Source organism: Streptomyces sp. NPDC031274 (genome assembly GCF_055570235.1).
The window spans coordinates 48,470-70,695 of sequence record NZ_JBVIHP010000024.1; the positions used below are offsets into that span (position 1 = coordinate 48,470).

14 protein-coding genes are annotated in these 22,226 nt (G+C 70.8%); 3 read left to right on the top strand and 11 right to left on the bottom strand.

The genetic code is table 11. The annotated features are described in order from the left end of the window. Positions 1-52: 52 nt before the first annotated feature. The 11 genes from ACZ5CR_RS32240 to ACZ5CR_RS32290 all read right to left on the bottom strand — a co-directional run bounded on the left by ACZ5CR_RS32240 (position 53) and on the right by ACZ5CR_RS32290 (position 19,017). Complete coding sequence (locus ACZ5CR_RS32240; RefSeq protein ID WP_468863972.1) at positions 53-2,506, bottom strand: KR domain-containing protein; 2,454 nt, start codon at positions 2,504-2,506, stop codon at positions 53-55. A 66-nt stretch (positions 2,507-2,572) separates the two neighbouring features. Further along, positions 2,573-8,707, bottom strand: coding sequence for an SDR family oxidoreductase (locus tag ACZ5CR_RS32245; RefSeq protein ID WP_468863974.1), 6,135 nt, complete (start codon positions 8,705-8,707; stop codon positions 2,573-2,575). Positions 8,708-8,766: 59 nt separating this feature from the next. Further along, positions 8,767-10,230 carry an acyltransferase domain-containing protein gene (locus tag ACZ5CR_RS32250; protein WP_468863976.1) on the bottom strand — a complete coding sequence of 488 codons (1,464 nt, stop codon included), beginning with the start codon at positions 10,228-10,230 and terminating at the stop codon, positions 8,767-8,769. 80 nt (positions 10,231-10,310) lie between these two features. Continuing rightward, positions 10,311-11,660 carry an NAD(P)/FAD-dependent oxidoreductase gene (locus ACZ5CR_RS32255; protein WP_468863979.1) on the bottom strand — a complete coding sequence of 450 codons (1,350 nt, stop codon included), beginning with the start codon at positions 11,658-11,660 and terminating at the stop codon, positions 10,311-10,313. Between the two features lie 63 nt (positions 11,661-11,723). Then, a complete protein-coding gene (locus ACZ5CR_RS32260) occupies positions 11,724-13,187 on the bottom strand; it encodes an MFS transporter (RefSeq protein ID WP_468863981.1) in 1,464 nt (487 codons plus the stop codon). Positions 13,188-13,240: 53 nt separating this feature from the next. Then, a complete protein-coding gene (locus ACZ5CR_RS32265) occupies positions 13,241-14,527 on the bottom strand; it encodes a wax ester/triacylglycerol synthase domain-containing protein (protein WP_468863982.1) in 1,287 nt (428 codons plus the stop codon). A 70-nt stretch (positions 14,528-14,597) separates the two neighbouring features. Beyond that, positions 14,598-14,852 (bottom strand): acyl-CoA carboxylase epsilon subunit, encoded by a 255-nt coding sequence (locus ACZ5CR_RS32270; RefSeq protein ID WP_468863984.1) that lies wholly within the window; start codon positions 14,850-14,852, stop codon positions 14,598-14,600. After that, complete coding sequence (locus ACZ5CR_RS32275) at positions 14,849-16,474, bottom strand: acyl-CoA carboxylase subunit beta (protein WP_468863986.1); 1,626 nt, start codon at positions 16,472-16,474, stop codon at positions 14,849-14,851. The genes ACZ5CR_RS32270 and ACZ5CR_RS32275 overlap by 4 nt, the downstream gene beginning before the upstream one ends. A 143-nt stretch (positions 16,475-16,617) precedes the next feature. Next, positions 16,618-16,872, bottom strand: a complete 255-nt coding sequence (locus tag ACZ5CR_RS32280; RefSeq protein WP_468863988.1) for a response regulator transcription factor — start codon at positions 16,870-16,872, stop codon at positions 16,618-16,620. A gap of 396 nt (positions 16,873-17,268) precedes the next feature. Next, on the bottom strand, positions 17,269-18,087 hold the full coding sequence (locus tag ACZ5CR_RS32285) for an IclR family transcriptional regulator (RefSeq protein WP_468863990.1): 819 nt from the start codon (positions 18,085-18,087) through the stop codon (positions 17,269-17,271). Between the two features lie 285 nt (positions 18,088-18,372). Then, the gene (locus ACZ5CR_RS32290) at positions 18,373-19,017 is read right to left on the bottom strand and encodes a winged helix-turn-helix transcriptional regulator (protein WP_468863992.1); all 645 of its coding nucleotides are present in this window, start codon (positions 19,015-19,017) and stop codon (positions 18,373-18,375) included. 84 nt (positions 19,018-19,101) lie between these two features. Between ACZ5CR_RS32290 and ACZ5CR_RS32295 the strand changes: the two genes are divergently transcribed. The 3 genes from ACZ5CR_RS32295 to ACZ5CR_RS32305 are packed head-to-tail and all read left to right on the top strand — an operon-like array spanning position 19,102 to position 22,207. Next, positions 19,102-20,313, top strand: a complete 1,212-nt coding sequence (locus ACZ5CR_RS32295) for a pyridoxal phosphate-dependent aminotransferase (protein WP_468863994.1) — start codon at positions 19,102-19,104, stop codon at positions 20,311-20,313. A 23-nt stretch (positions 20,314-20,336) separates the two neighbouring features. Then, positions 20,337-20,945, top strand: a complete 609-nt coding sequence (locus ACZ5CR_RS32300) for a C39 family peptidase (protein ID WP_468863996.1) — start codon at positions 20,337-20,339, stop codon at positions 20,943-20,945. 35 nt (positions 20,946-20,980) lie between these two features. Next, complete coding sequence (locus ACZ5CR_RS32305) at positions 20,981-22,207, top strand: FAD-dependent monooxygenase (protein WP_468863998.1); 1,227 nt, start codon at positions 20,981-20,983, stop codon at positions 22,205-22,207. Positions 22,208-22,226 lie beyond the last annotated feature (19 nt).

Here is a 22,226-nt window from a genome sequence, read left to right on the forward strand (position 1 = left end):
TATTTCTCTGTGGCTTATTTCTGTACGGCGCACTTCCGCGCCGTATCGGGGGTCAACCGTTTCCGACCGGCCCGTTTCCGACCGGCCCACGCAGGCCAGAAACGGTCATGACAGGAGCCCCGGATTCCGAATTCTTCACTCTCCACACACCGAGGGTCGGATCCCCTTCGATGAGGGAATCTCCGCGCTCATCGGAATGGAGTGCGATACGGCCGATGACCAAGGGGTTCTTCGCGACCGAGACACCCTCGCCCTGACGGGCACAGGCCCGGACCACGTTCTCCAGCGCGGAGACGGAGAGTGCCGTGCGCGGCGCGTGGAGCGTCGCCCACAGATCGTTCGGGACGCACGGCCGCACCACGGCGGTCAGGCGGCCGTCCGAGCCCTCGGACCAGACGGCGGCGGGCACCACCGACGCACGCCAGCTCAACAGCGGCGGGCCGGAGCGCCAGACGGTCGTCGGCTTCACGTCGCGCCGCGGCGGAGTGGGTGAGCGGGTGTCGGCGGACTCGTGGACGACGCGCAGGCTCGCCTCACCGGCCTCGGGCCCGTCCCCGGCGTCCGGCACCCGCCGGAACCGCACCGTGACCACCCAGGTGTCCCCCTCGAAGGCGCCGCTCACCTCCCGCTCCCACACGGTCGCTCCCGCGTCGAGCCGCAGCAGGTCCAGCGGTACGACGACCTCCTCCAGGCAGCCGGCCCGCAGCACCCGGTAGTCCTCGGGGACGATCCACTCGGCGCCGCGCACCGCACTCTCCAGGAGAATGCTCACGGGGACGGCCGCCGTGCCGTCCACCAGGAAGTCGCCGAGGACCGGCGCCCGGTCGGGGTCGAACGTCACCCGCGACACCATGCGGACGTGCGGTTCGTACGTGGTCACCTCTCCGAGGTGGAAGATCCGCGGATAGGTGCCGGTGAAGCCGGGCAGGTCGGGCACGACGGGGTAGTCGGTCGCCTGGCCGGGGCTCATCGCCCTGCCGAGCGGCCCCACGAAGGTGACCTCCCCCTCGGATCCCGCCCGCAGCTCGGCCTGCCACTTGGCGAGTCCTTCGGTGATGTCGATGGCCGCCATGTAGCGCAGCGTCGCCGAGAAGTTGGAGATCAGACCGATGCGGTCCCAGGTCGGCCAGGCGAGCGTCATCACGGGGAAGTCCGCGCGGCGTCCCGCCCACCGGCCGAGCCGGGCAAGACCCTCGTTGGCCGCCGCGTACTCGAGCTGGCCGACCATCCCGCCGAGCCGCCCGGTGAGGGAACCGACGCTGCAGAAGAACTTGAGCCGGTGTTCCGGCAGTTCCCGCACTTCCTCGAAGAGGTTGAGGAACCCCCCGATCTTGGTGCGGACGGTCCGCAGGATCTCCTCGTCGCTCTTCTTGGGCAGCCTCGCCGCGGTGTCCACGCCCGCGTTGTGCACGACCCCGGTCAGCGCGTCGCCCTCACGCGCCAGGAGGGCGCGCACCTGCTCCACGTCCGTGAAGTCGCACCGGGCGTAGTCGACGCGCAGCCCGCTGGACCTGGCTTCGGTGATGTTGGTGGCGAGTTCCCACAGGCGGCGGACGCGGGCGATGTCCCGCCTGATCTCGGTCGGCGTCGCCCCCTGCCGCAGCCCGGCCCACAACTCCTTCTCGTACGCCTTGCGTTCGCTCTCGCCGACGCCGAACCACAGTTCGTCGCCGGTGGGGAAGTCCTCCCGGCCCGTCACCACGACCCGCAGGCCGTAGGTGGCGGCCAGCGAGCGGGCCAGTTCCCAGCCGATGCCCCGGCCGCCGCCCGAGATCAGTACACAGTCGTCGGGGCCCAGCGGGACGGCGGGCTCCCCGGCGTCCTTGGCGACGGGGGTGAGGGTCAGCCGCTGTCCTTCGCGGTGACCGACCTCCAGCTCGCCGGGCCTGCCCAGTTCGGCGGCGACGATGCCCGGCAGGTCCCGCACGGCGGTCAGGCTCGTGTCGACGACGCGTGCGTTGCAGTTCGGCAGTTCGCGGTGCAGCGTCTTCGCGAGACCCGCCCAGATGCCACCGAGCGGCTGTGCCAGGTCGTCCTGCGGGTGGTGGCCCATCCCGCCGCCCAGATAGGTCACGGCCAGGTAGTACAGGCGTCGCGCCGATGTCTCGGTGGACCAGTCGTCGTAGTGCTCGCGCAGTGCGGCCACCGTCTCCAGGAGTGGCTCGCGCCAGGCTTCGCCGGGGTCGGCGGAAGCGGAGTCGGAGGCGGAAGCAGAAGCCACGGTCAGGTCGACGATCGCGTCCACAGCACCGTCACCGGCCCCGGGGGCCGCCGGGTGACGGCGCACCAGGGCTCCGTGCCCGGTCAGTTCGCGCTCCACGGCTGCGGCGGTCTCCCGGTCGCCGCCGAGCAGCAGGACCCGCATCCCACTGAGCCGCGCGGGGTCGGCAGCGGGCGCCGGCAGGGCGGTGAGCTGCCATTCCATCCGGCTCACCGCCTGTACGGGGGCGTTGCCCGCGTCGTCGGCGGCCACCGGCGGGGGCGGCTGTTCGCGTACGGACGTCATGCTGCGATTCCTTCCTCGTCGGTCATGGGCGGCCGCTTCTCATCAGTCATGGGCGGCCCCGTCTCGTCAGTCACGGTCGGCCGCGACGGCCTCGCCGGTCCGGGCGTCGACATAGCCGATCAGCGTCGCCTGCATGTCCTTCATCTGCAGGACCATCCGGCCGTCAGGTCGGGACGCGACGAACCGGTTGTCGACCCGGTCCGCCGACAGGTCGAAGCCGGGCGGCGTGGCGTACAGCTCGATGTCCTCGTCGGATCCGGACAGGGACAGGTCGTTCGTGTCCTCGTACAGGTCGATACGGCGGATCGACAGCGGCGCCGCGACGGGGATCAGATGGCCGTCGACGAGATCGAGGACCCCGACCCGGGCCAGGCCGTCCAGCAGGATGCTGGGGACGGTGAACCGCTGCCACGTCGGGTCGTCGGCGGGCAGCGACAGGGCGTAGCGGCCCCGCTTGCCGTTGGGGTGGATACGGGTGTCCGTGGTCGACACGAACGGCCCGGTGAGCCGCACCGGCGAGCCGGGCTGGTGGTAGGGGTCGGGTACGGGGGTGTCGTCCGCGGTGTCCCACGCCTCCCAGTGCGGGGCGGCGGCAGGTGCGTCGGCGAGCAGGACACGGGCCGTGAAGTGCACCCGGTCCTTGACGAGTACGACGCCGGTCGGTGAGACCACGTCCTCGGTGATCCGCACCTCGACGGCGGTCGTGGAGCCGTCGGACGCGGTGATGTCCGCGTACAGCCGCTTGGGGGCCGTCGGCAGATCGCGGTAGACGCGCAGGAAGTGCTCGAACCGCAGGTCCTCGAAGGCGACGACGTGCTGGTCAGGGACCAGATGCCGGGCGGCCTCCGCGGCCATTTCCGTGACGAACGTACCCGGCAGGGTCGGCTCGCCGCGCACCGTGTGGTGTTCCAGATAGCCGTCGGTGTCCAGGTCGAAGCGGCACTCGAACTCGGCGGACGTCGCCGTCGACTCGACGACCCGGCGCAGGAAGAAGCCGGGCTCCGCCGCGTCGGCAGCCGTGTCACCGGCGGCCGGATCCTCCGTGAGGTAGCCGGGGTAGAACTCCTCGACGGTCGCGCGTTCGGCGTCCCCCAGGTGCACGAGGGATGCCCGCCGGACGGGCGCGTGCAGTTCCTGCACGAAGTGGTGGACGCCCTCGGCGACGGCCATGCTGCTGTAGGAACCGGCCCGCTCGTAGTACGCCTTGGTCAGTTCGTTGGCGCCCATGCCGACACCGGCCCACAGCGTCCAGCCGACGGTGAACTCGTCGAGCTCCGTGGTGGCGGCCGCGTAAGTGGCCGCGCTGCCCAGGAAGTCGTTGGCCGACGCGTAGTCGGACTCGCCGAGCTGCCCGAAGTACCCGAGCAGGGAGCCGAAGTTGCACCAGGTGCGGGGCGGGGCGTCGCGCAGCGCGTACTTCAGGTTGAGATACGACTCGACCTTCAGGTCACGGATGGAGGTGAACTCCGCGAAGTCCTTGTCCTTGATGAGCGCCGAGCGCTGCAGCCCGGCGGCGTTCACCAACAGGTCGATCCGCCCGTGCTCCTGGAGCACCGCACCGATGGCCTTCTCCACCTGGGCTCCGTCGCGCATGTCGCACTGCACGTAGCTGACCCGGCCCGCGCCGCTGTGCTCCGCCATCGCGTCGAGGTTGTTGCGGGCGTCCCTGGCGTTGAGCATCCGGTCGAAGGACTTGTTGAGGTCCGCGACCGACGGGGGCCTGCCCGCGCTCCTGCCCTTGCCCTTCGTCTTGCCCTTGCTCTTGGCCTTGGCCCTGGTCTTGGCGAGTTCCGCCTTGATGTAGGCAGCCCGGCCCGCCGCGAACTCCTCGTCGCTGCCTTCGAAGACCGACGGCGGGTAGCTGTCCAGGTCGTTGCTGCCGAACACATGGATACGGGGGCCGAACTCGGCGGCCACCGCCTTGAGCACCTCGGCGGTGATGCCCCGGGCGCCGCCCGCGACGACGACCACGGAGTCCCGGTCGAGCACTGCCGGGGTGGAGGCGTCAAGGGCGACCGGCTCGTCGTGCAGCCGCGGAGTGCGGCGCACCCCATCGGCGTCGACGACGACGGGGAAGTCCCGGTGCGCCCCGCTCTCCTCCTCCACGAGCCGTACCCCGTCGGCCACTTCGGCGGCCGAGGTGAGGAGCGCGAAGCTGGTGCTGCCGGTCAGTTCGCGTCCCGCGCTCTTGAGCAGGCCGGTGAACAGGCCGGAGTAGGGATGCGGGGTACCGCCGGGTACCGCGTCGAGGAACAGCATGACGACGGTGGACTCGGCCGTGGAGAGACCGGCGTGGGTCTGCTGGAGTGCCAGGTACGTCGCGTCGTGCAGGGCGAGCACGGGCGCCGAGCCCTCGGTGAGCGGCTGCCCGGCGGGCGCGGAGCGGCCGAGGCCTGACAGGACCCGCAGGTGCGTGACCGGTCGCCCGGAGTCCGTGAGGGCCGCGCGGACGGCGTCGGGGGTGATCTCGGGCAGGTGGTGCCAGCCGGGCCGGGGGGCCGCGAGCGGGGTGGTGGACAGCACGGTCAGCGCGGTGTCGGGGTCCACCGCTTCGGCCAGCGGGCCGGGTATGTCGGTGACGACGAGGGCGCCGTCCGGCAGGAACGCGATGGGCTCCCGCACCTGCCGGGCCGGTGTCTCGTCGAGCACCGGGATCTGGCGGCGCACCCGCAGGGGGACGCCTTCCCCGGTGTGGGTGTCCGAGACGAAGCTCGTCGGCAGAGTGCCGGTGACGCCTGCCCCACGTTCCTTGCCCTGTTCCGGGCCGGGGTCGGCGGGGCCGGGGACGGTGAGCCGCAGCCGGGCGCCCGGTGCGCCGCCTGTCTGGTCGCAGGAGACCTCCACCGTGCCCGCGGGCCCGTGCAGGGCCTTCAGCACGGCAAGACCTCCGGCGGCGCCCAGGTAGCGCGCGTGCTCGGGCTCCGTGCACCGCACGGAGTCCCTCTCGGATGCGGTGCCGGTCCGCGCGGCGGCGCTGCCGAGCGGCTCGTCGACGTACGCGAGGATCGGCAGGCCCTCACGCTGGGCCCGCTCCTCGGTGGCGAGGGCGAACAGGAAGGCGCCCTCGGCGAGTTCCTGCTCCTGCTCCGGGAGCAGGCCGCCGATCAGGGAGCGGTACTCGGGGAGGCTGTTGCCGTTGATGCCGCCGGCCAGCGCGAAGTCAAGCTCGCCGGTGCGCAGGTAGCGTCCGGCCGACGTGATCGACGACAGCGCGGAGGCGAATCCCGAGTCCATCGTCATGTTCGGGCCGTGGAGGTCGAAGTAGTTCGCCACGCGGGCGGAGATGATGTTGGGCATCTGCCCGGGGAACGCGTCCTCGTTGGACTCCGGGATCATCGACCTGACCTGCTCGCGCAGCCGCTCGAGGACCTGCCCGGCGGCCGGTGATTCGGCAAGGGGCGAGTCGGCGACGGCCTGCCCGATGTCGTCGAGGTAGCAGCGGTTCGCGTACAGCATGGCGGCCCGGGTCGGGCCCATGTGCCCGACGAACACACCGGTGTTGTCGGCCTGCTTGCCCCAGAACTCGGGCATCTGGTCACGGAGGCGGTGGGCGCACTGCAGGATCATCAGCTGGCACCGGTCCAGGGCCCTGATGGTCTTGGGCGGCAGCCTGACCTCGTTGAACGGCGGCGACGGGTAGGCGGCGCCGAAGCTGTCGAGCGGCGGTTTCCCGCCGGCCAGCCAGCCCGACACCGCGTCGCGGTCCGTCAGGCCCGGCAGGTGCGAGGACCAGCCGACGATCACCACCCGGCTGTCGGGATCCGGCTTCTTGGTCGCGGGGATCGTCCCGGCGGGAGCCTCCAGCGACTCCAGCGCCTTCGGCGACTCCGGCGACTCCGGCGACTCCGGCGCCTTCGCCTGGAGGGCTTCCGCCTGGGGGGCCTCTACGCGGGGCTGGTTCTCGGCGACGATCAGGTGCGCGTTGGTCCCGCCGAAGCCGAACCCGGAGACGGCGGCGAGCCGGGGCCGGTCACTGCGCCCGGACCACTGCTCCGCCTTGGACGGGATGTCCAGCTGTGTCTCGTCGAGGCGGAAGTCCGCACGGGGGTTGGTGAAGCGGAACTGGCCGGGGATGGTCTGCTTCTCAAGACCCTTGAGGTTCTCGATGAGCGAGACGACACCGGCCGCCCAACCCGTGTGCCCGATCAGGGACTTGTTGGAGGTGACCGCGGTCGCCCGTGCCGTGCCGAAGTGCTCCCGCAGGGTGGAGAACTCCGCGAGGTCACCGGCGGGGGTACCGGTCGCGTGCGCGTTGATCCAGTCCACGTCGTCGCCGTCGACGTCGCCGTTCTCCAGTGCGCGCCGCACGGCGAGGCTCTGGCCGGCCGAGTTCGGCGCGTAGATCGCCTTGCCCTTGCCGTCCGACGACGAACCGAACGCCCGCAGCACGCCGAGCACTTGGTCGCCGTCCTCCTGGGCCTTGCTCAGCCGCTTGAGTACGACCAGGGCGGCGCCGTCGGCGAAGATCACGCCGTCGGCCGCCTCGTCCAGGGCGTGCACCTCACCGCTCTTCGACAGGCCCTGGAGCTTGGAGAAGAGCACGGTGCCGCGCGGCGCCAGGGCGAAGGCCCCGCCGCACACCGCGATGTCCTGCTTGCCCATCAGCAGGCCCTTGGCCGCGATGTCGATGGCGTACAGGGACGAGGAGCACGCGGTGTCGACCATGTGGAGCTCGGTGGACGACGGCAAGATGCCCTGCATGGCCAGCTCTCCGACCCGGTGCGGCAGGAACCGGGAGGGGTTCTGGCCGCCGCGCCGGTAGCGGTCGGCGAGGGACGTGTCGATGCCCCCGCGCAGCTCTTGCCGCTCGTCGTCGGAGAGCGCCAGGTCGTCGATGATGTCGTGCGTCATCCTGCTGACGCTGTCGAGGACCCCGGCCTCCTCCAGGTGCTGGCTGCCGTCCGGGGTGTAGCCGACGACGAAGGAGCAGTTGTCGGTGTCGGTGCGGCGGACCCCGTCGAGTGCCTGGACCAGGCTGTGGCGCAGCCACTGGGTGGTGAGTTCCTGGTCGTCGGCGCTCCCCTCCATGCCGTCGAGGGCGCCCTCCGCGGGCTCGAAGCCGGTGATGAACACGCAGCGGTCGGCGTACGCCTTGTCCTCGGCGGCGGTGTCAGCCGAGTGGAAGCTCTCGTGCTGCCAGCGGTCCTCGGGGACCTTGACGAACAGCTCGTCCCCCGTCATGCGGAGCTTCCAGAACTCCTCGGGGCTGTTCGCCCCGGCGACGGCGAGACCCATGCCGACGACGGCGATCGAGTCGTCCCCGAACTCCGCCTCCGAGAGCTCCGGCTCCGAGGACTGCACATCCGAGAACTCTGGCTCCGCGAACTCCGCCTCCGAGAGCGGTACTTCAGCTGTCGGCTCCGGCGCACCGGCCGTGACCGACGACGCCTCCACGAGTCGGTCCTCCACGGGCCGGTCCTCAGCGGGAGGCGAGAGCAGCGCCGCGCCGAGCGTGAGACCGCCGTCGGCGAGGACGACCTGGCCGGTGATCCAGCGGGCGTCGTCGGAGGCGAGGAAGGCCACCACGGTGGCGAACTCCTCCGGCGTGCCGAGCCGCCCCCAGGGCGTCGCCCGGGCGATGACGTCCTGCATCCGGGCCGCGTCGGGGAACTTGTCCGCCACCTCGCTGCTCAGCATGGCCGCGGACGCCGTGTTGACCCGGATCCCCAGCGGCGCGAGCTCCACGGCCAGATACCGGGACGCGGCCTCGGCAGCGGCCTTCGCCGGTGCGCAGGCCAGGTAGTTGGCCATCACCATCTGGGAGCCGCCGAGTGCGGAGACCGTGACGATCGAGCCGCCACCGCCCCTGGCCATCAGCGGTGCGGCGGCGCGCGCACAGCGCAGCCCGCCCTTGTAGTTGATCTCGATGGCCTTGTCGAGGTGTTCATCGGTGACCGATTCCGGCGGCAGCAACGCGCCGTCGGCGGCACTGTTGACGAGGATGTCGAGCCGGCCGTGCAGCCGGTCGATCTCCGCGAACATCCGGTCGACCTGCTCCTGCCTGGCCACCGAGGCGCGGACCAGGTCGACCCGGTGGCCCTCCGCGGTCAGTTCGTCGCGGGTGGCCTTGGCCTGGTCGTGGGAGTGGAAGTAGTTGAGGACGATCGCGGCGCCGCGCGTGGCGAGTTCACGCGCGATCGCCTTGCCTATCCCCTTCGATCCGCCGGTGACCAGGGCCACCTTGCCTGTGAGGTCGTTCATGGAACACGTGCCCTTCTGGAGCCGGGAGGACGAGCGCGAGCAGCGGGACGTCAGGACCGTCAGCCCGCCGCGACCGCCTCCCGGCCGGACAGCTCCGAGACCACGAAGTCGACGATCTTGTCCATGGTGTTGTAGTTCTCCAGGCGGAAACCGGCCTCCCGCGTGGGCAGGCCGTACTGCTTGGAGGCGCGGGCGAGCAGCTCGACCTGCTTGACCGAGTCGACTCCCAGTTCGGCCTCCAGCTGGACGCCGTCCTCGAAGACCTCCTCGGGGTACTCGAGGGCCTCGGCGTACAGGGTCCGCAGCTCGGCGTGGATCTCGGCACGGTCCGGCGCCCCGGCGGACGGAGCCGGAGCGGAGGACGCGGCGGGAGCAGCGGCGGGCTGCGGGGTGAAGGAACCCAGGTCGTCGGCGATGCGCCGGAGCACGTCGTCGCCGTGCTCGCTCCAGTACGCCTCGAACACATCGGTGGGCACCGTGGGGGCGAGCAGCTCGGCGAGGCCCGGGGTCCCGGTCGCTCCGGCGAGGCCCGCGTCCCGCAGGATCCGCAGGGTGGCGTCGAGCGCGAGGCCGCCGTCACCGTCGATCGAGAGGGAGGGCAGGGCGCGTACGTCCGAGCCCTTGGTCAGCCGGACGACGAGCTTGGACAGCGCGGCCCGTCCGCCCGCTTCCACGAACGTCGTGACACCCGCGGCCTGGAGATGACGCACGGCGGCAGCGAACCGCACCGGGGTGACGAAGTGCTCGGCGAGGCGGTCGGCCAGTGCGTCGTCGGGCTCGTAGTACCGCTGGAGGATCGGCGAGTACACCAGGTGCCGCAGGGGGTGCTGGTCCAACTTGCCGACGTAGGCGGCGAATTCGGGTACGGCGGGGGCGAGCGCCGGGGTGTGGAAGGGGAAGGGGGCGTCGATCTCGATGGCGCCGATGCCCAGCTGTCCGGCGATCGCGATCACCCGGTCGAGCACGTCGCCGGGCCCGCTCACCACGGTCTGCTCGTCGTGGTTCTCGGTGGCGACGGCCAGCAGCGGGTCGTCAAGGAGGTCGAGGAGGCGGCGGGCCCGGTCGGCGCCCGCCGAAAGGGCCACCATGCGGCCCTCGATGCCGTTCTGCCGCTGGATGACCGCCACCCGCTGGGCGACGATCCGCACACCGTCCTCGACGGAGAACGCCCCGGCGGCGACCAGTGCGGTGATCTCACCGAGGCTGTGTCCCGCGAGGACGTCCGGACGCACTCCCTGCGCGTCCAGGATCTCGTACGAGGCCAGACCGGCGGCGTAGATGGCCACCTGGGAGGCCCATGCGTCGTCGTCGAGGAGTTCCCGCAGATCGGTGTCGTGGTCTCCGAAGAGCACGTCGGTTATTCGGCGCGAGAACAGGTTCATGGTCTCCGCATCGATACGCTCGAAGACCTGCCTGACCTGCGGGTACTTGTCCTTGGCCAGACGCAGGGCCGCGCCGTCGAAGCCGCCCTGGCCAGGGAAGAGGAAGGTGGTGCGCAGGTCCGTAGAGGTGTGGACGGTCATGATCGTGCCTCCATGCTGGTGGTGAGGGAGAGAGGTCGAGTGGGCGCGGGATCGCGATGGATACGGGGGCGGGGTCCTGCTCAGGCCAGGTACTGCCCCATGGGCCCGAGGTTCTTCGCCACGAGGCGGTCGGCCGTGCGGGTCGCGCCGGGCAGGTGCCGGGGCACTCCGCGCGCCAGCCAGCGCACCATGCGCAGTTTCCAGCCGGGACCGGCGCCGGGCTCCAGGTGGTCGAGCAGGGCGTGGATGCTGGCCGGTGAGTAGAACTCCGCCGGGTGGACCATCGTGGCGAACATGCCGACCATGTCGCGGCCGTGCGTGGGGCTGCGGTTCATGGCCTGGATGAACGCCAGTTCCTCCCGGGAGTGGTTCGCGATCGTCGCGTGGTCGCGGGTGTAGCGGTAGTGGCCGGTGACCAGGGCGTCGCGGTCGCGGGCGTACCCGGCGAGTGCGGCCTCCAGCGGTTCGGCGCCGGACAGGCCCGACTCGATGGCGGCGGCGAGGAGTTCGGCGCCGCGAAGCCCGTCGGTGATCCCGGCGGCGGTGATCGGGTCCCGGGTGTAGCCGGCGTCCCCGGCCAGGGCCCAGCCGGGGCCGTGCGAGCGGCGCAGGAAGTTGGGTACGGACCCGGTCATCCAGCGGTCGACCCGCTTGGTCGCGCGCAGCAGCTCGGCCCGCTCGGGGTCCACCTCGTCGAACGCGGAGATGACCGTACGGTCGCGGTCCTCGTCGCTCGTGGCCTTGAAGTCGGCCACCGGCAGGGCCACTCCGACGATGGTGAGCCCGTCGTGGGTCGGCCAGGTGAACGCGTGCTTGCCGGCGTGGCGGTAGGTGCGGACCCGCCCGTCGTGCGGCAGGCCCTCCCAGTACGACCAGTGGCTCTTGTTGAGTACCGGGTGGGCCTCGTACTTCGGTGCGTCGAGGAGTCGGGCCACGGTCGAGTTGGAGCCGTCGGCGCCGACCACGACGCGGGCGTGTTCGACGACCGGGGTACGGTCCGACGTCTCCCCCCGCACACCGGTCACCGTGCCCGCGTCATCGGTGACCAGCTCCCGGACCGAGACGCCGGAACGCAGTTCCGCACCGGCCTTGACCGCGGCGTCGAGGAGGATCTGGTCGAGCCTGCTGCGCTCCGGCGAGTACGCCTCGCCCACTCCGTCCACGGCGGGCAGCTGGGCCATCAGCTCCACCGGTCCGCTGCGCAGCCCGTACTCGGTGATGGGCGGGCAGCCGGTGGCCGTCAACTCGTCGAGCAGGCCCCAGCGTTTGAGGCGCAGGATGCCCGGCGGGTGGACGAGGTTGGTCGCGGCCGCCTTGCCGCCGGGGAACACGGCCCGGTCGAGCAGCAGGACCTTGTGGCCCGCCCGGGAGAGCAGCATGGCCGTGGAGGCGCCACTGATCCGTGCGCCGACAACTATTGCGTCGTACATCTCGACTCCCTGCCACTGGCTGGTCTACTGCGGGCGATTGCGTGCCGGGGTCCCGGGGGGCCGTCAGCGCTGCGAGGGCTCAAGGAGGTCCGCCTGGTCCGTCCTGCCGGTGTCGGGGCGCTCCTCTTCCTGCCACGCGGAGTTGTTCTCCTTGGACCGGCGCGGTGCGGTGAGGATGGCGACGCAGCCGAGGGCGGCGATTCCGGCGCCGATCCAGGTGGCGGGGACAAGTCCGTCCACGAAGTTCTGCGGCGACGCGTATCCGCCCTGCGCGGTGAACACCGACGTCAGTACGGCCACGCCGAGCACCCCGCCGAGCTCCCGGAAGGTGTTGTTGGCTCCGGAGGCGATGCCCTGGTCGCGCGGGGCGACGATGTTCATCGCCATCTCGGCGACGGGCGCGAAGAAGAGACCGAGCCCGATGCCGCCGAGCACGAGGCCGGGGACCTGGTCGGCGTATTCGGTGTGCACCTCGGTCACCATGGCGAGCCAGCCGAGACCGACGGCTTCGAACAGCAGACCCGCGGCGACCACGAGCCGGTTGCCAAGACGCCCGGAGAGCAGGGCGGTGAGCGGGGCGACAAGGACCGGCATCGCGGTCCAGGGCAGCATCCGCACACCCGCTTCGAGCGGCGAGAAGCCCTGGATGTTCTGCATGAACTGGGTCAGCAGGAACACCAGACCGAACATGGCGGCGAACATCAGCAGGCTGGTGGAGTTGACGGCGCTGAACGAACGGTTGCGGAAGAGCCGCATCGGCAGCATCGGATTGGGGGTGCGCAGCTCCCAGAGGACGAAGGCCGCGAGGATCACCACTCCGCCGATCAGGTAGGGCAGCACCTGGCTGCCGCCCCAGCCGTACTCGGTGGTCCGTACGAGGGCGAACACCACTCCGAACATGCCGAGGCTCACCAGCACGGTGCCCACCGGGTCGAGCGTGCTCTCCGGATGCTTGCTCTCGGCGAGCTTCCACAGGCTGAGGGCGAGGACCACCACGCCGATCGGCACGTTGACCCAGAAGATCCACTCCCAGGAGATCTTCTCGACGACGGCGCCGCCGATGAGCGGTCCGAGCGCGACGGCCAGGCCGCTCAGAGCACCCCAGATGCCCAGCGCGATGGCGCGCCGGCGTGGCGGCACGGCGACGGTGAGCAGGGTCAGCGTCAGCGGCATGACGATGGCGGCGCCGAAGCCCTGCACGGCTCGGGCGACGATCAGCTGCTGGGAGCTGTCGGCGAGTGCGCATCCCGCCGACGCCGCGGTGAAGACGACGAGCCCCACCACGAACATCCGGCGGCGGCCGAATCGGTCACCGGCCGCCGCACCGGCCATCAGGAAGACCGCGAAGGAGAGGGTGTAGGCGTTCACCGTCCACTCCAGGTCCTGCAGGCTCGTGTCGAGGGACTCCTGAATGGCGGGCAGGGCGGTGATGACGACCAGGTTGTCCAGCGCCGCCATGAAGACGGCGAGGCCGGTCACGATCAGGGTCCACACGGCATGGCCGCGTGAACTGGACCGACTCGACATAGAAATCCCTCCGAAGAGTGGAAGCGTGGGTGGCTTGGGGGGGGAACGGCCGTTCAGGCGGCCGGAACTGCGTCCATCGAGTCGAGCTCGTCGAGGGCCTCGCGCCACAGCGCCGCAAGCCGCTGGGCGCCGGGCAGCCTGCGGTCGTACAGGAAACTCACCTGCACCCGGGATCCGCAGGACAGGAGCGTCACCGACAGGGCGTTGCCCGGCAGGAGCACACCGAGCGGTACGGCGTCCACGACCGGGTCGTCGCGGAAGGAAAGACAGGCGGGAAGCGCGTAGTTGGAGGCGTACAGCGGTGACGAGCGAGGGCTGAGCAGACGCCTGACCGTCCAGCGGATCAGGGCCTTGGGCAGCAGGGCGACCAGGGCCCTGCTGGCAGGACGCAGACCGTTGGACCGCATCCGCTGGGTGCTGCCGACGAGCTGTGCGAACGCCTCGGCGGGCGGCACGCTCTGACCGGGCAGGGTGACCACGGTCGTCGTGAGGTGGTTGCCGACCGCGCCCTCCTCGCCCTCGTGCCGGGTGCTCAGCGGCATCCGGACGGGTACGGGCGACGTGCGGAACACCGAGCGCACGTCGCGCTGCCCGTCGCCCGTCGCGCTCCAGGCGGACAGCGCACCCCACAGCGCCATGAGGAAGGCGTCGTTGACCGTGCCGCCGAACCCCCTTCCCAGCTCGCTCAGTTCACGCCGGGTCGCGCTCGTGCTGCACATGGCCAGATGCTCCGGAGCGGGCGACTGGGCCCTGGGCCAGAGCCTGCCGGGCGCGAGACCGCGCGTCATTCCGGCGCCCACGCTGAGCGCACCATGAAGCAGCTCACGTGGTCCGGCGGTGAACAGCGGCCCGGTGCGCCCGTTCCGCTCCCCGTTCCCGGGGGTGCGGTCCGGGTGCGGGGTGCCGAACAGGACGGCGGCGACGTGGGCCGCCCCCATCCCGTCCTCGAGGCCGTGGTGGACGCGGTAGCAGACGGCGTACTCGTCGTCGGAGTAGCCGTGCACGAGGTGGATCGTCCACAGGGGGCCGCTCTCGCACAGCGGCCGGCGCACCATGGCCGTGAGCACCTCGTCCAGCGGGGTGCCGGCCGGGAGCCTCATCTCCTGTACGTGGTCACGCAGGTCGAAGCCGGAGCTGGGGGCACGGAACGCGCCACGCCCGCCCGTCACCGCCCGGTGGGTGAGCCGGGGCAGGCCGGGCAGCCGCTCCGCCAGGTGGTCGTGGAGCTGCTCCAGCGAGGGGGCCTTTCCACGGAACCGCAGGAACTGCCCTTGGACCAGGCCGATGTCCTGGTCCATGTCCAGGAAGACCTCGTCGATCGGGTTGAGTGGATGTTTCACTATCCGCTCCCAGTCGAGTGTGTGGGGGAATCCGGCGTCGGTACGGCGGCTCACGCCGTGGCCCGCAGGCTCATGCCGTGGCGCGGGCGCGGCCCGCGGGGCCCGGCCGGTGTCTGCCGGCGGAGCGCCAGGAACCGGCGGGACGCGTGCGGCCACCGCCCTCCCAGCGGGCGTGCACGGGGTCCGGCGTGGGCGGTGCGGGCACGTCCGCCTGTTGGGCCGTCTGTTGGGCCAGGGCCCTCAGGACGGCGGTGACGGCGGCGAGTTCGAGGTCGTCGGGGCGTCCTCGTACCACCGTGAGCGCGGTGTTCCGTGTGCCCGTCATGCGGGCGGGTTGCCGTGCTTGCGCGACGGCAGGTCGACGTCCTTGGCACTCAGGACACGCAGCGCCTCGATGAGGGACGAGCGGGTCAGCGCGGGGTCTATGACGTCGTCGACGAGTCCGCGTTCCGCGGCGTAGTAAGGGTGCATCAGCTCTGTCCTGTACTCCTTGACCAGCTGGGTCCGGGTCGCCTCCGGGTCCTCGGAGGCGGCGATCTCCCGGCGGAAGACGACGTTCGCGGCGCCCTCGGCGCCCATCACCGCGATCTCGTTCGTCGGCCAGGCGTACGTCAGGTCGGCGCCGATGGACTGGGAGTCCATGACGATGTACGCCCCGCCGTAGGCCTTGCGCAGCACGAGGGAGACGCGCGGCACGGTGGCGTTGCAGTACGCGTAGAGGAGCTTCGCGCCGTGCCGGATGATGCCGTTGTGCTCCTGGTCCACGCCGGGCAGGAACCCCGGCACGTCCACGAGGGTGACCAGCGGGATGTTGAAGGCGTCGCAAGTGGTGATGAACCGGGCGGCCTTCTCCGAGGCGTGGATGTCCAGGGCGCCCGCCAATTGCGACGGCTGGTTGGCGATGACGCCGACGGGCCGCCCGTCCATCCGGGCGAGGGCGCAGATGATGTTGCCCGCCCAGCCCGCGTGCGTCTCCAGGAGTTCGCCGTCGTCGACGATCTCCTGGATCACCGCGCGCATGTCGTAGGGCCGGTTCCCCTCGGCGGGGACCAGGTCGGCGAGCGCGTCGGTCCTGCGGTCGGCGGGGTCGTCCGTTTCTTGGGACGGCGGCATCTCCCGGTTGTTGGAGGGCAGCAGCGACAGGAGGTAGCGCACTTCCTCCAGGCATTCGGCCTCGTCGTCGTAGACGAACGCGGCGACGCCGGAGACCGTGCCGTGGACGTCGGCGCCGCCCAGGCCGTTCTGGGTGATCTCCTCCCCCGTCACCGCCTGGACCACGTCGGGTCCTGTGATGAACATCTGGGAGGTCTCGCGGACCATGAAGACGAAGTCGGTCAGGGCGGGCGAGTAGGCGGCGCCGCCCGCGCACGGGCCGAGCATGACGCTGATCTGCGGGATGACGCCGGAGGCCCTGGTGTTGCGCTGGAAGATGCCGCCGTACCCGGCGAGCGCGGAGACGCCCTCCTGGATACGGGCCCCCGCGCCGTCGTTGAGCGACACCAGCGGGGCGCCCGCCTTGACGGCCATGTCCATGATCTTGTGGATCTTCGTGGCGTGCGCCTCACCGAGGGAACCGCCGAAGATGCGGAAGTCGTGGGCGTAGGCGAAGACGGTGCGTCCGTGGACCGTTCCCCAGCCGGTGACGACTCCGTCGGTGTGGGGCCTGCGGTTCTCCAGGCCGAAGCCGGTGGCGCGGTGTCGGCGCAACTGCTCGACTTCGGTGAACGACCCCTCGTCGAAGAGGAGTTCCAGACGTTCACGGACGGTCAGTTTGCCCCGGGCGTGCTGCTGCTCGGTGGCGTGGGCGCCGGGCCCCTCCTCGGCGGCGAGGCGGATGGCGCGCAGGGTGCCGATGCTGTCCGGCGTGCCGGTCCTGGCGGGCTCGGGCGGATGCGCCGCGAGGGGCTTCGTCGGGCTCTCGGCGAGAGCGGCGGTCTTGGCCGGCATGGGCGTGTCCTTTCTCCGTCACCACGAAGGGGGAGAGCAGCGGGTCCACGGAAACCGGGGTTTGCGCGGGCGCGTCTCCGGAGAGTCTGGAGAGTTTGGAGAAAAACCGGGCCCGTGGCCTCGCGCTTTTCCTTCCAGAAAAACTATCCGGCATTCTTTCGGCACGGAACTGCACTTTGGTACAGGCGCCGACCGGAGAAGGCGACAAGGCCTGCTTGCAATCTGGATTCAACGTCCAATTTACTCAGCACCTGCGCCACATGAAACTTGACCGTTCGCTCGGCGATGTCGAGTCGCCGCGCGATGCTGCGGTTGGAACAGCCCTCACCCAGCAGCTGGAACACTTCGGCCTCACGTGCGGAGAGCAGTGGAACTCTCCTCAACTCGGCTTGCCACATGGCCTGTTCACCTGTGGCTTGTTCACCCGAGACCTGTTCACCACGGCCCTGGCGGACGGGACAAGCACCTCCCGCCCCGTCTTGCGACGCGTGCGGACGGACAGCGACTGCGCGGACCAAGACAACCCCCCTGACGGCGAATCCGGAACACGAGCACTCCGGCTTTCCACGTCCCGAGTATTGGCCACCGGCACCTCGGTTTGTCAAGAAAGGCCATCCCTCTCCCGCAGGGTGAGAATGCGAGCGAGGTGAATCCCGGCACGTGAGAAACGGCGACCGTTTCTCACGTGCCGAGATGCGGATATTGCGTGAACGCCGTGCCACCCGCGGGATACCCGCCCGGCTATTTTGTTGCGGCGAGATGACGCGGGGGTTTCGGCGAAAGGAGCGCCGTAATCAGAAGGAGCTGGGAGTCTGCGCCGACCAGGCGCCGCCGCCTGTCTCGGTGAACACGCCGGCGGCCTCCTTCATGGCGATCAGAACGCCGACCGGCCACTGCGGCATGGCGTCCTTGGGCTTGAGCACCGCGACGGAGCCCATGATGAGCCCGTCCCAGCGGACCGGCGCGGCAAGTCCGTTCCAGCCGGCGGCGCACTCCTCCGAGTCGGTGGCCACTCCCTGCTCGCGCACGGACTTGAGGGAAGCGAGCAGGGCGCCTTCGTCCCGGAACACCCCCGGGCCCGCCTCCACGGGAGGCGGCTCCGCGAGGACGCCCTCCTGGATGACCTCCGGCAGGTGGGCGAGGATCGCCCGCCCGCAGGCGCCCGTACGCAACGACTGAAAGACCGTCAGGAGTGCACGCCGGCTGATGCCCAGCTCCGCCAGGTCGGAGTCGCCGACGGCCATGTCCAGGCACTGCTTCCTGGCCCCGCCGAAGGGGGCGAGGCCGAAGAGGAACACGAGGCCCCCGTCGGTGGCCTTGCGCAGGCTCTCCAGTACCTCGTGCGTCACATCGGTGTTGGGTGCGTGCGTGAGGGCTTTCAGACCCAGCCGCGCGGCACCGGGGCCGAGCCGGTACAGGCCGCGCCCCTCACGGACGAAGATGCCGTCGTGAATACCGGACTGCAGAATGCGATGAACCGTCGAGTCGTCGAGGCCGGTCGCCTCGGCCAATTCCCCGGGGCCGTGCACCTGCCCTTCGAGCTCGGTGAAGGCACTCTGGACCCGGAAGACCCGGACGGCGTGATTGCTTCCTTGATTACCGTTCTTGGCCATGTTCCCCGTTCCCCTGTTGGGGGCGCCCTGGCTGACGCCACCGCCCACGCCAAAAGACGACATGGACCCTTACGACCCTAGTGCCGTGCGCCCGGGATGCTCGACTGGCCGATCATGAACACTGCGGCACACGCGTTAGGACGTTCGGAGGAGACACACGGGGGCCGCCCCGGTGTGTCCGGAACCCGGATACGGCCGGAACCCGGTTTGGCCGGAACCCAGTTGCCGGCCGGAACCCGGTTGCGGTGGGACCCCCGCTACGGCGGGAATCTGGTCACGGCGGACTCAGGACGCGCGCAGCGCCTTCGCGAGCACTCCCTCGCCGGTGAGATCGATGCGGCCCGCCCGCACGCCATCGCCCACCGTGAGGACTCCCCCGCTCACCGCCACGCACGTCTCGGCGTCCATGACCACGCGGGCGTCCGGTTCCACGGGCGCCGGGCCGTCGCCGTAGGACTCCTCCGCGCCCCCGAGCCGTACGTGGAACTCCCCCTCGTCGAGCCGTACTTCCACCACGCCCTCCACCCCGAGCCCCGCCAGGCCGCGCAACAGCGGCAGCGCGAACCAGTGGGCGCGGACCGCGTCGGTCGGCGCCCGCTCCTGGAGGGCGGGCGCACCCCACGCGGCGAGTGCCTGCAAGACCGGCAGCAACTCACGGCCCCGCTCGGTCAGTTCATAGACGTACGCCGCCGACGGCGGGGGGAGGCGGCGGCGCGTGGCCAGGGCCTCGCGCTCCATGTCCTTGAGCCTGGACGCCAGGACGTCCGTGCTCACGCCCGGGAGATCGGCGTGCAGGTCGGTGTAGCGGCGGGGGCCGACCAGGAGCTCCCGGACGATCAGCAGGGTCCAGCGGTCACCCACGGTGTCGAGGGCACGGGCGGCAGCGCAGTACTGGTCATAGCTTCGGCGAGGCCTGGGTGCAGGTGGCATGCGACTCAGTCTATGCAAGTTGTTGGACTTTCCAAGCCCCAGCTTGGTAAAACCAAGTAACTCACGTCACGGGAGGCACAGCGCATGGAGTTCCGGCAGTCCAGCAAGCTCAGCGAGGTCTGTTACGAGATCCGGGGGCCGGTCATCGAGCACGCCGACGCCCTGGAGGAGGCGGGCCACAGCGTCCTGCGCCTGAACACCGGCAACCCCGCGCTCTTCGGCTTCGAGGCGCCCGAGGAGATCGTCCAGGACATGATCCGGATGCTCCCCCGGGCGCACGGCTACACGGACTCGCGCGGCATCCTCTCGGCCCGCCGCGCCGTCGCCCAGCGCTACCAGGCGCTCGGCCTCGACGGGGTCTCCGTGGACGACGTCTTCCTCGGCAACGGCGTCTCCGAGCTGGTCACCATGGCCGTCCAGGCCCTCCTTGAGGACGGCGACGAAGTCCTCATCCCCGCCCCGGACTTCCCCCTGTGGACAGCCGTGACAACCCTCTCCGGAGGCAAGGCCGTCCACTACGTGTGCGACGAGTCCGCCGACTGGTACCCGGACCTGGACGACATGGCGTCGAAGATCACCGACCGGACGAAGGCCGTCGTGATCATCAACCCGAACAACCCCACCGGCGCCGTGTATCCCAAGGAGATCCTGGAAGGCATCCTCGACCTCGCGCGCCGCCACGGCCTGATGGTCTTCGCCGACGAGATCTACGACCAGATCCTGTACGACGACGCCGTGCACCACAGCGTCGCGGCCCTCGCCCCCGACCTCGTCGTCCTGACCTTCTGCGGGCTCTCGAAGACCTACCGCGTGGCGGGCTTCCGCTCGGGCTGGCTGGTCGTCACGGGCCCGCAGCAGCACGCGAAGAGCTACCTGGAGGGGCTGACCATGCTCGCCTCCATGCGCCTGTGCCCCAACGCCCCCGCCCAGTACGCCATCCAGGCCGCGCTCGGCGGCAGGCAGTCCATCCGTGAGCTCACCGTTCCGGGCGGCAGGCTGTACGAGCAGCGCGACATGGCGTGGCGGAAGCTGAACGAGATCCCCGGCGTCTCGTGCGTGAAGCCGAAGGGCGCCCTCTACGCCTTCGCGCGCCTCGACCCCAAGGTCCACCCCATCCACGACGACGAGAAGTTCGTCCTCGATCTGCTCCTCCAGGAGAAGATCCAGGTCGTCCAGGGCACCGGCTTCAACTGGCCGCGCCCCGACCACTTCCGCATCCTGACCCTCCCTTACGCTGACGACCTCGACGCGGCGATCAGCCGCATCGGCCGCTTCCTCAGCGGATACCGCCAGTGACGTCACCGTACGACGGGGGTCGTGTGTCTCTCTGTTCCGCCTGCCAGGTACCTTCCCTCACCCAGTTCGCCTCGCCCGACCTCGTCGAGCGCATCGTGTACGGCGACCTCGACCCCGCTGCCGACCCGGCCTGGGCGGAGTCGGGCGCCGTCACCCTGGAGGACTATGCGCGCTGGTGCGGCCACCTGTGCGGTCTGACGTGCCTGCGGATGGCGCTCGGCCCGTCCGCGCCCTCGCTCTTCGAGCTGCGGGACGGCGCGCTGAAGTACGGCGCGTACACGCAGGACGCCGACGGCGCGATCCACGGGCTCATCTACGCCCCCTTCGCGGAGTACGCGCGCGAGGTGCACGGCGTCAATGCCACGGTGCACCGGCACCTCACCGTGGAGGAGATCACCGGACTGCTCGACGAGGGCCGCTCGGTCATGGTCTCCGTCCACTTCGAGATCCGCCGCCCGCACCGGCCGTCGCCCGGCCGGGGCGGCCACCTGGTTCTTGTCACCGGGCGTTCCGCGGACGGGGGCCTGCACTTGCACAACCCGTCCGGGATCGATGCCGGGACGCGGATGGCGGACATGGCGCTTTCGGACTTCGAGCCGTTCTTCGCCGGACGCGGAGTGTCACTTCACTGACAGAGGGTCATCCTTCCTGCCAGGATGGCGCGATGATGCGTGGAGGCAGAGTCGCTGTCGTGGGCGGGAGCATCGCAGGATGCGCCGCCGCACTCGCCGCGTACCGCGGGGGCGCCGACGAGATCACGGTGTACGAGCGGGCCGCGGGTCACCTCGCGGACCGCGGTGTCGGGCTCGCGGTGCACAACTCCCGTTACGTGGAGCTGGACTCCGCCGGGTATCTGGACGCGGACATGCCGTGGGTGCAGCTGGAGCGGCGCCGCTGGTACGTGCGGGACGGATCGGCCGCGGGGCCGCTCGGCCACTCGATCGGGGCGATGCCGTTCCCTTTTCGTACGTACAACTGGGGCCCGCTGTGGCGTGAGTTGCGCGGCCGTGTGCCCGATTCCGTCGTCTTCCGGTCGGGCGTGACGGTGGAGGAGGTGCGCCCGGGGCGCGAGGACGCCGACGTGGTCACCGCCGAGGGCACCGAGCGCGTCGACCTCGTGATCGGCGCCGACGGCTACCGCTCCGTGGTCCGTTCGGCGGCGTTCTCCTCCGTGCGCCCCGCGTACGCCGGGTACCTCGCCTGGCGCGGCGCCTTCCCCGCCGACCGGCTCGCGGACCCGGAGCTGTGGGCGGTGGAGGACTGCGCGTACGTCGTCTTCCCCGGCGGCCACGTCATCATCTACCGCATCCCGGACGGCCTCGGCGGCCACCGCGTCAACTGGGTCCTGTACACGTCGCCGCCGCCGGACCTCGATCTGGGACTCGGCCTCGACCTGCGGCTCACCGGCCCCACGAGCCTGCCGCCGGGCGGGCTCACGGAGGCGCTCTCCACGCATCTCACGTACGTGTGCGACGAGTTGCTGCCGCCCTACTGGGGCGACCTCGTCCGCACGACGACCCCCGACGAGCTCTTCCTCCAGCCGATGTACGACTTCACCGCGCCCCGCTACACCACGGGCCGGGTGCTCCTGATGGGCGACGCCGCCACTGTCGCCCGGCCGCACACCGGAGCGGGCGCGGTCAAGGCGCTGCAGGACGCGACGGTCCTGGAGTCCGCCTTCGCCACGGCCACGACCTGGCCCGACGCGCTCGACACGTACGACACCGACCGCACCGTCGCCGGCGGTGCGATGGTCGATCTCGGGCGCCGCCTCGGCCGCGCGCTCGTCGAGGAGACTCCGTCCTGGCGGTCCATGGACCAGACGGCCCTCGAGACGTGGTGGAAACAGGCCGACGGTGGCGGAGCGTTCGGGGGACGCGGACTGACGCGGTGAGCTGACGCGGCGTCGGCTG

What these genes read in the sequence shown, in the direction of transcription:
- ACZ5CR_RS32240 (WP_468863972.1), bottom strand. Translation starts at nt 2,506, where the DNA reads ATGACGTCCGTACGCGAACAGCCGCCCCCGCCGGTGGCCGCCGACGAC.
- ACZ5CR_RS32245 (WP_468863974.1), bottom strand. Translation starts at nt 8,707, where the DNA reads ATGAACGACCTCACAGGCAAGGTGGCCCTGGTCACCGGCGGATCGAAG.
- ACZ5CR_RS32250 (WP_468863976.1), bottom strand. Translation starts at nt 10,230, where the DNA reads ATGACCGTCCACACCTCTACGGACCTGCGCACCACCTTCCTCTTCCCT.
- ACZ5CR_RS32255 (WP_468863979.1), bottom strand. Translation starts at nt 11,660, where the DNA reads ATGTACGACGCAATAGTTGTCGGCGCACGGATCAGTGGCGCCTCCACG.
- ACZ5CR_RS32260 (WP_468863981.1), bottom strand. Translation starts at nt 13,187, where the DNA reads ATGTCGAGTCGGTCCAGTTCACGCGGCCATGCCGTGTGGACCCTGATC.
- ACZ5CR_RS32270 (WP_468863984.1), bottom strand. Translation starts at nt 14,852, where the DNA reads ATGACGGGCACACGGAACACCGCGCTCACGGTGGTACGAGGACGCCCC.
- ACZ5CR_RS32275 (WP_468863986.1), bottom strand. Translation starts at nt 16,474, where the DNA reads ATGCCGGCCAAGACCGCCGCTCTCGCCGAGAGCCCGACGAAGCCCCTC.
- ACZ5CR_RS32280 (WP_468863988.1), bottom strand. Translation starts at nt 16,872, where the DNA reads ATGTGGCAAGCCGAGTTGAGGAGAGTTCCACTGCTCTCCGCACGTGAG.
- ACZ5CR_RS32285 (WP_468863990.1), bottom strand. Translation starts at nt 18,087, where the DNA reads ATGGCCAAGAACGGTAATCAAGGAAGCAATCACGCCGTCCGGGTCTTC.
- ACZ5CR_RS32290 (WP_468863992.1), bottom strand. Translation starts at nt 19,017, where the DNA reads ATGCCACCTGCACCCAGGCCTCGCCGAAGCTATGACCAGTACTGCGCT.
- ACZ5CR_RS32295 (WP_468863994.1), top strand. Translation starts at nt 19,102, where the DNA reads ATGGAGTTCCGGCAGTCCAGCAAGCTCAGCGAGGTCTGTTACGAGATC.
- ACZ5CR_RS32305 (WP_468863998.1), top strand. Translation starts at nt 20,981, where the DNA reads ATGCGTGGAGGCAGAGTCGCTGTCGTGGGCGGGAGCATCGCAGGATGC.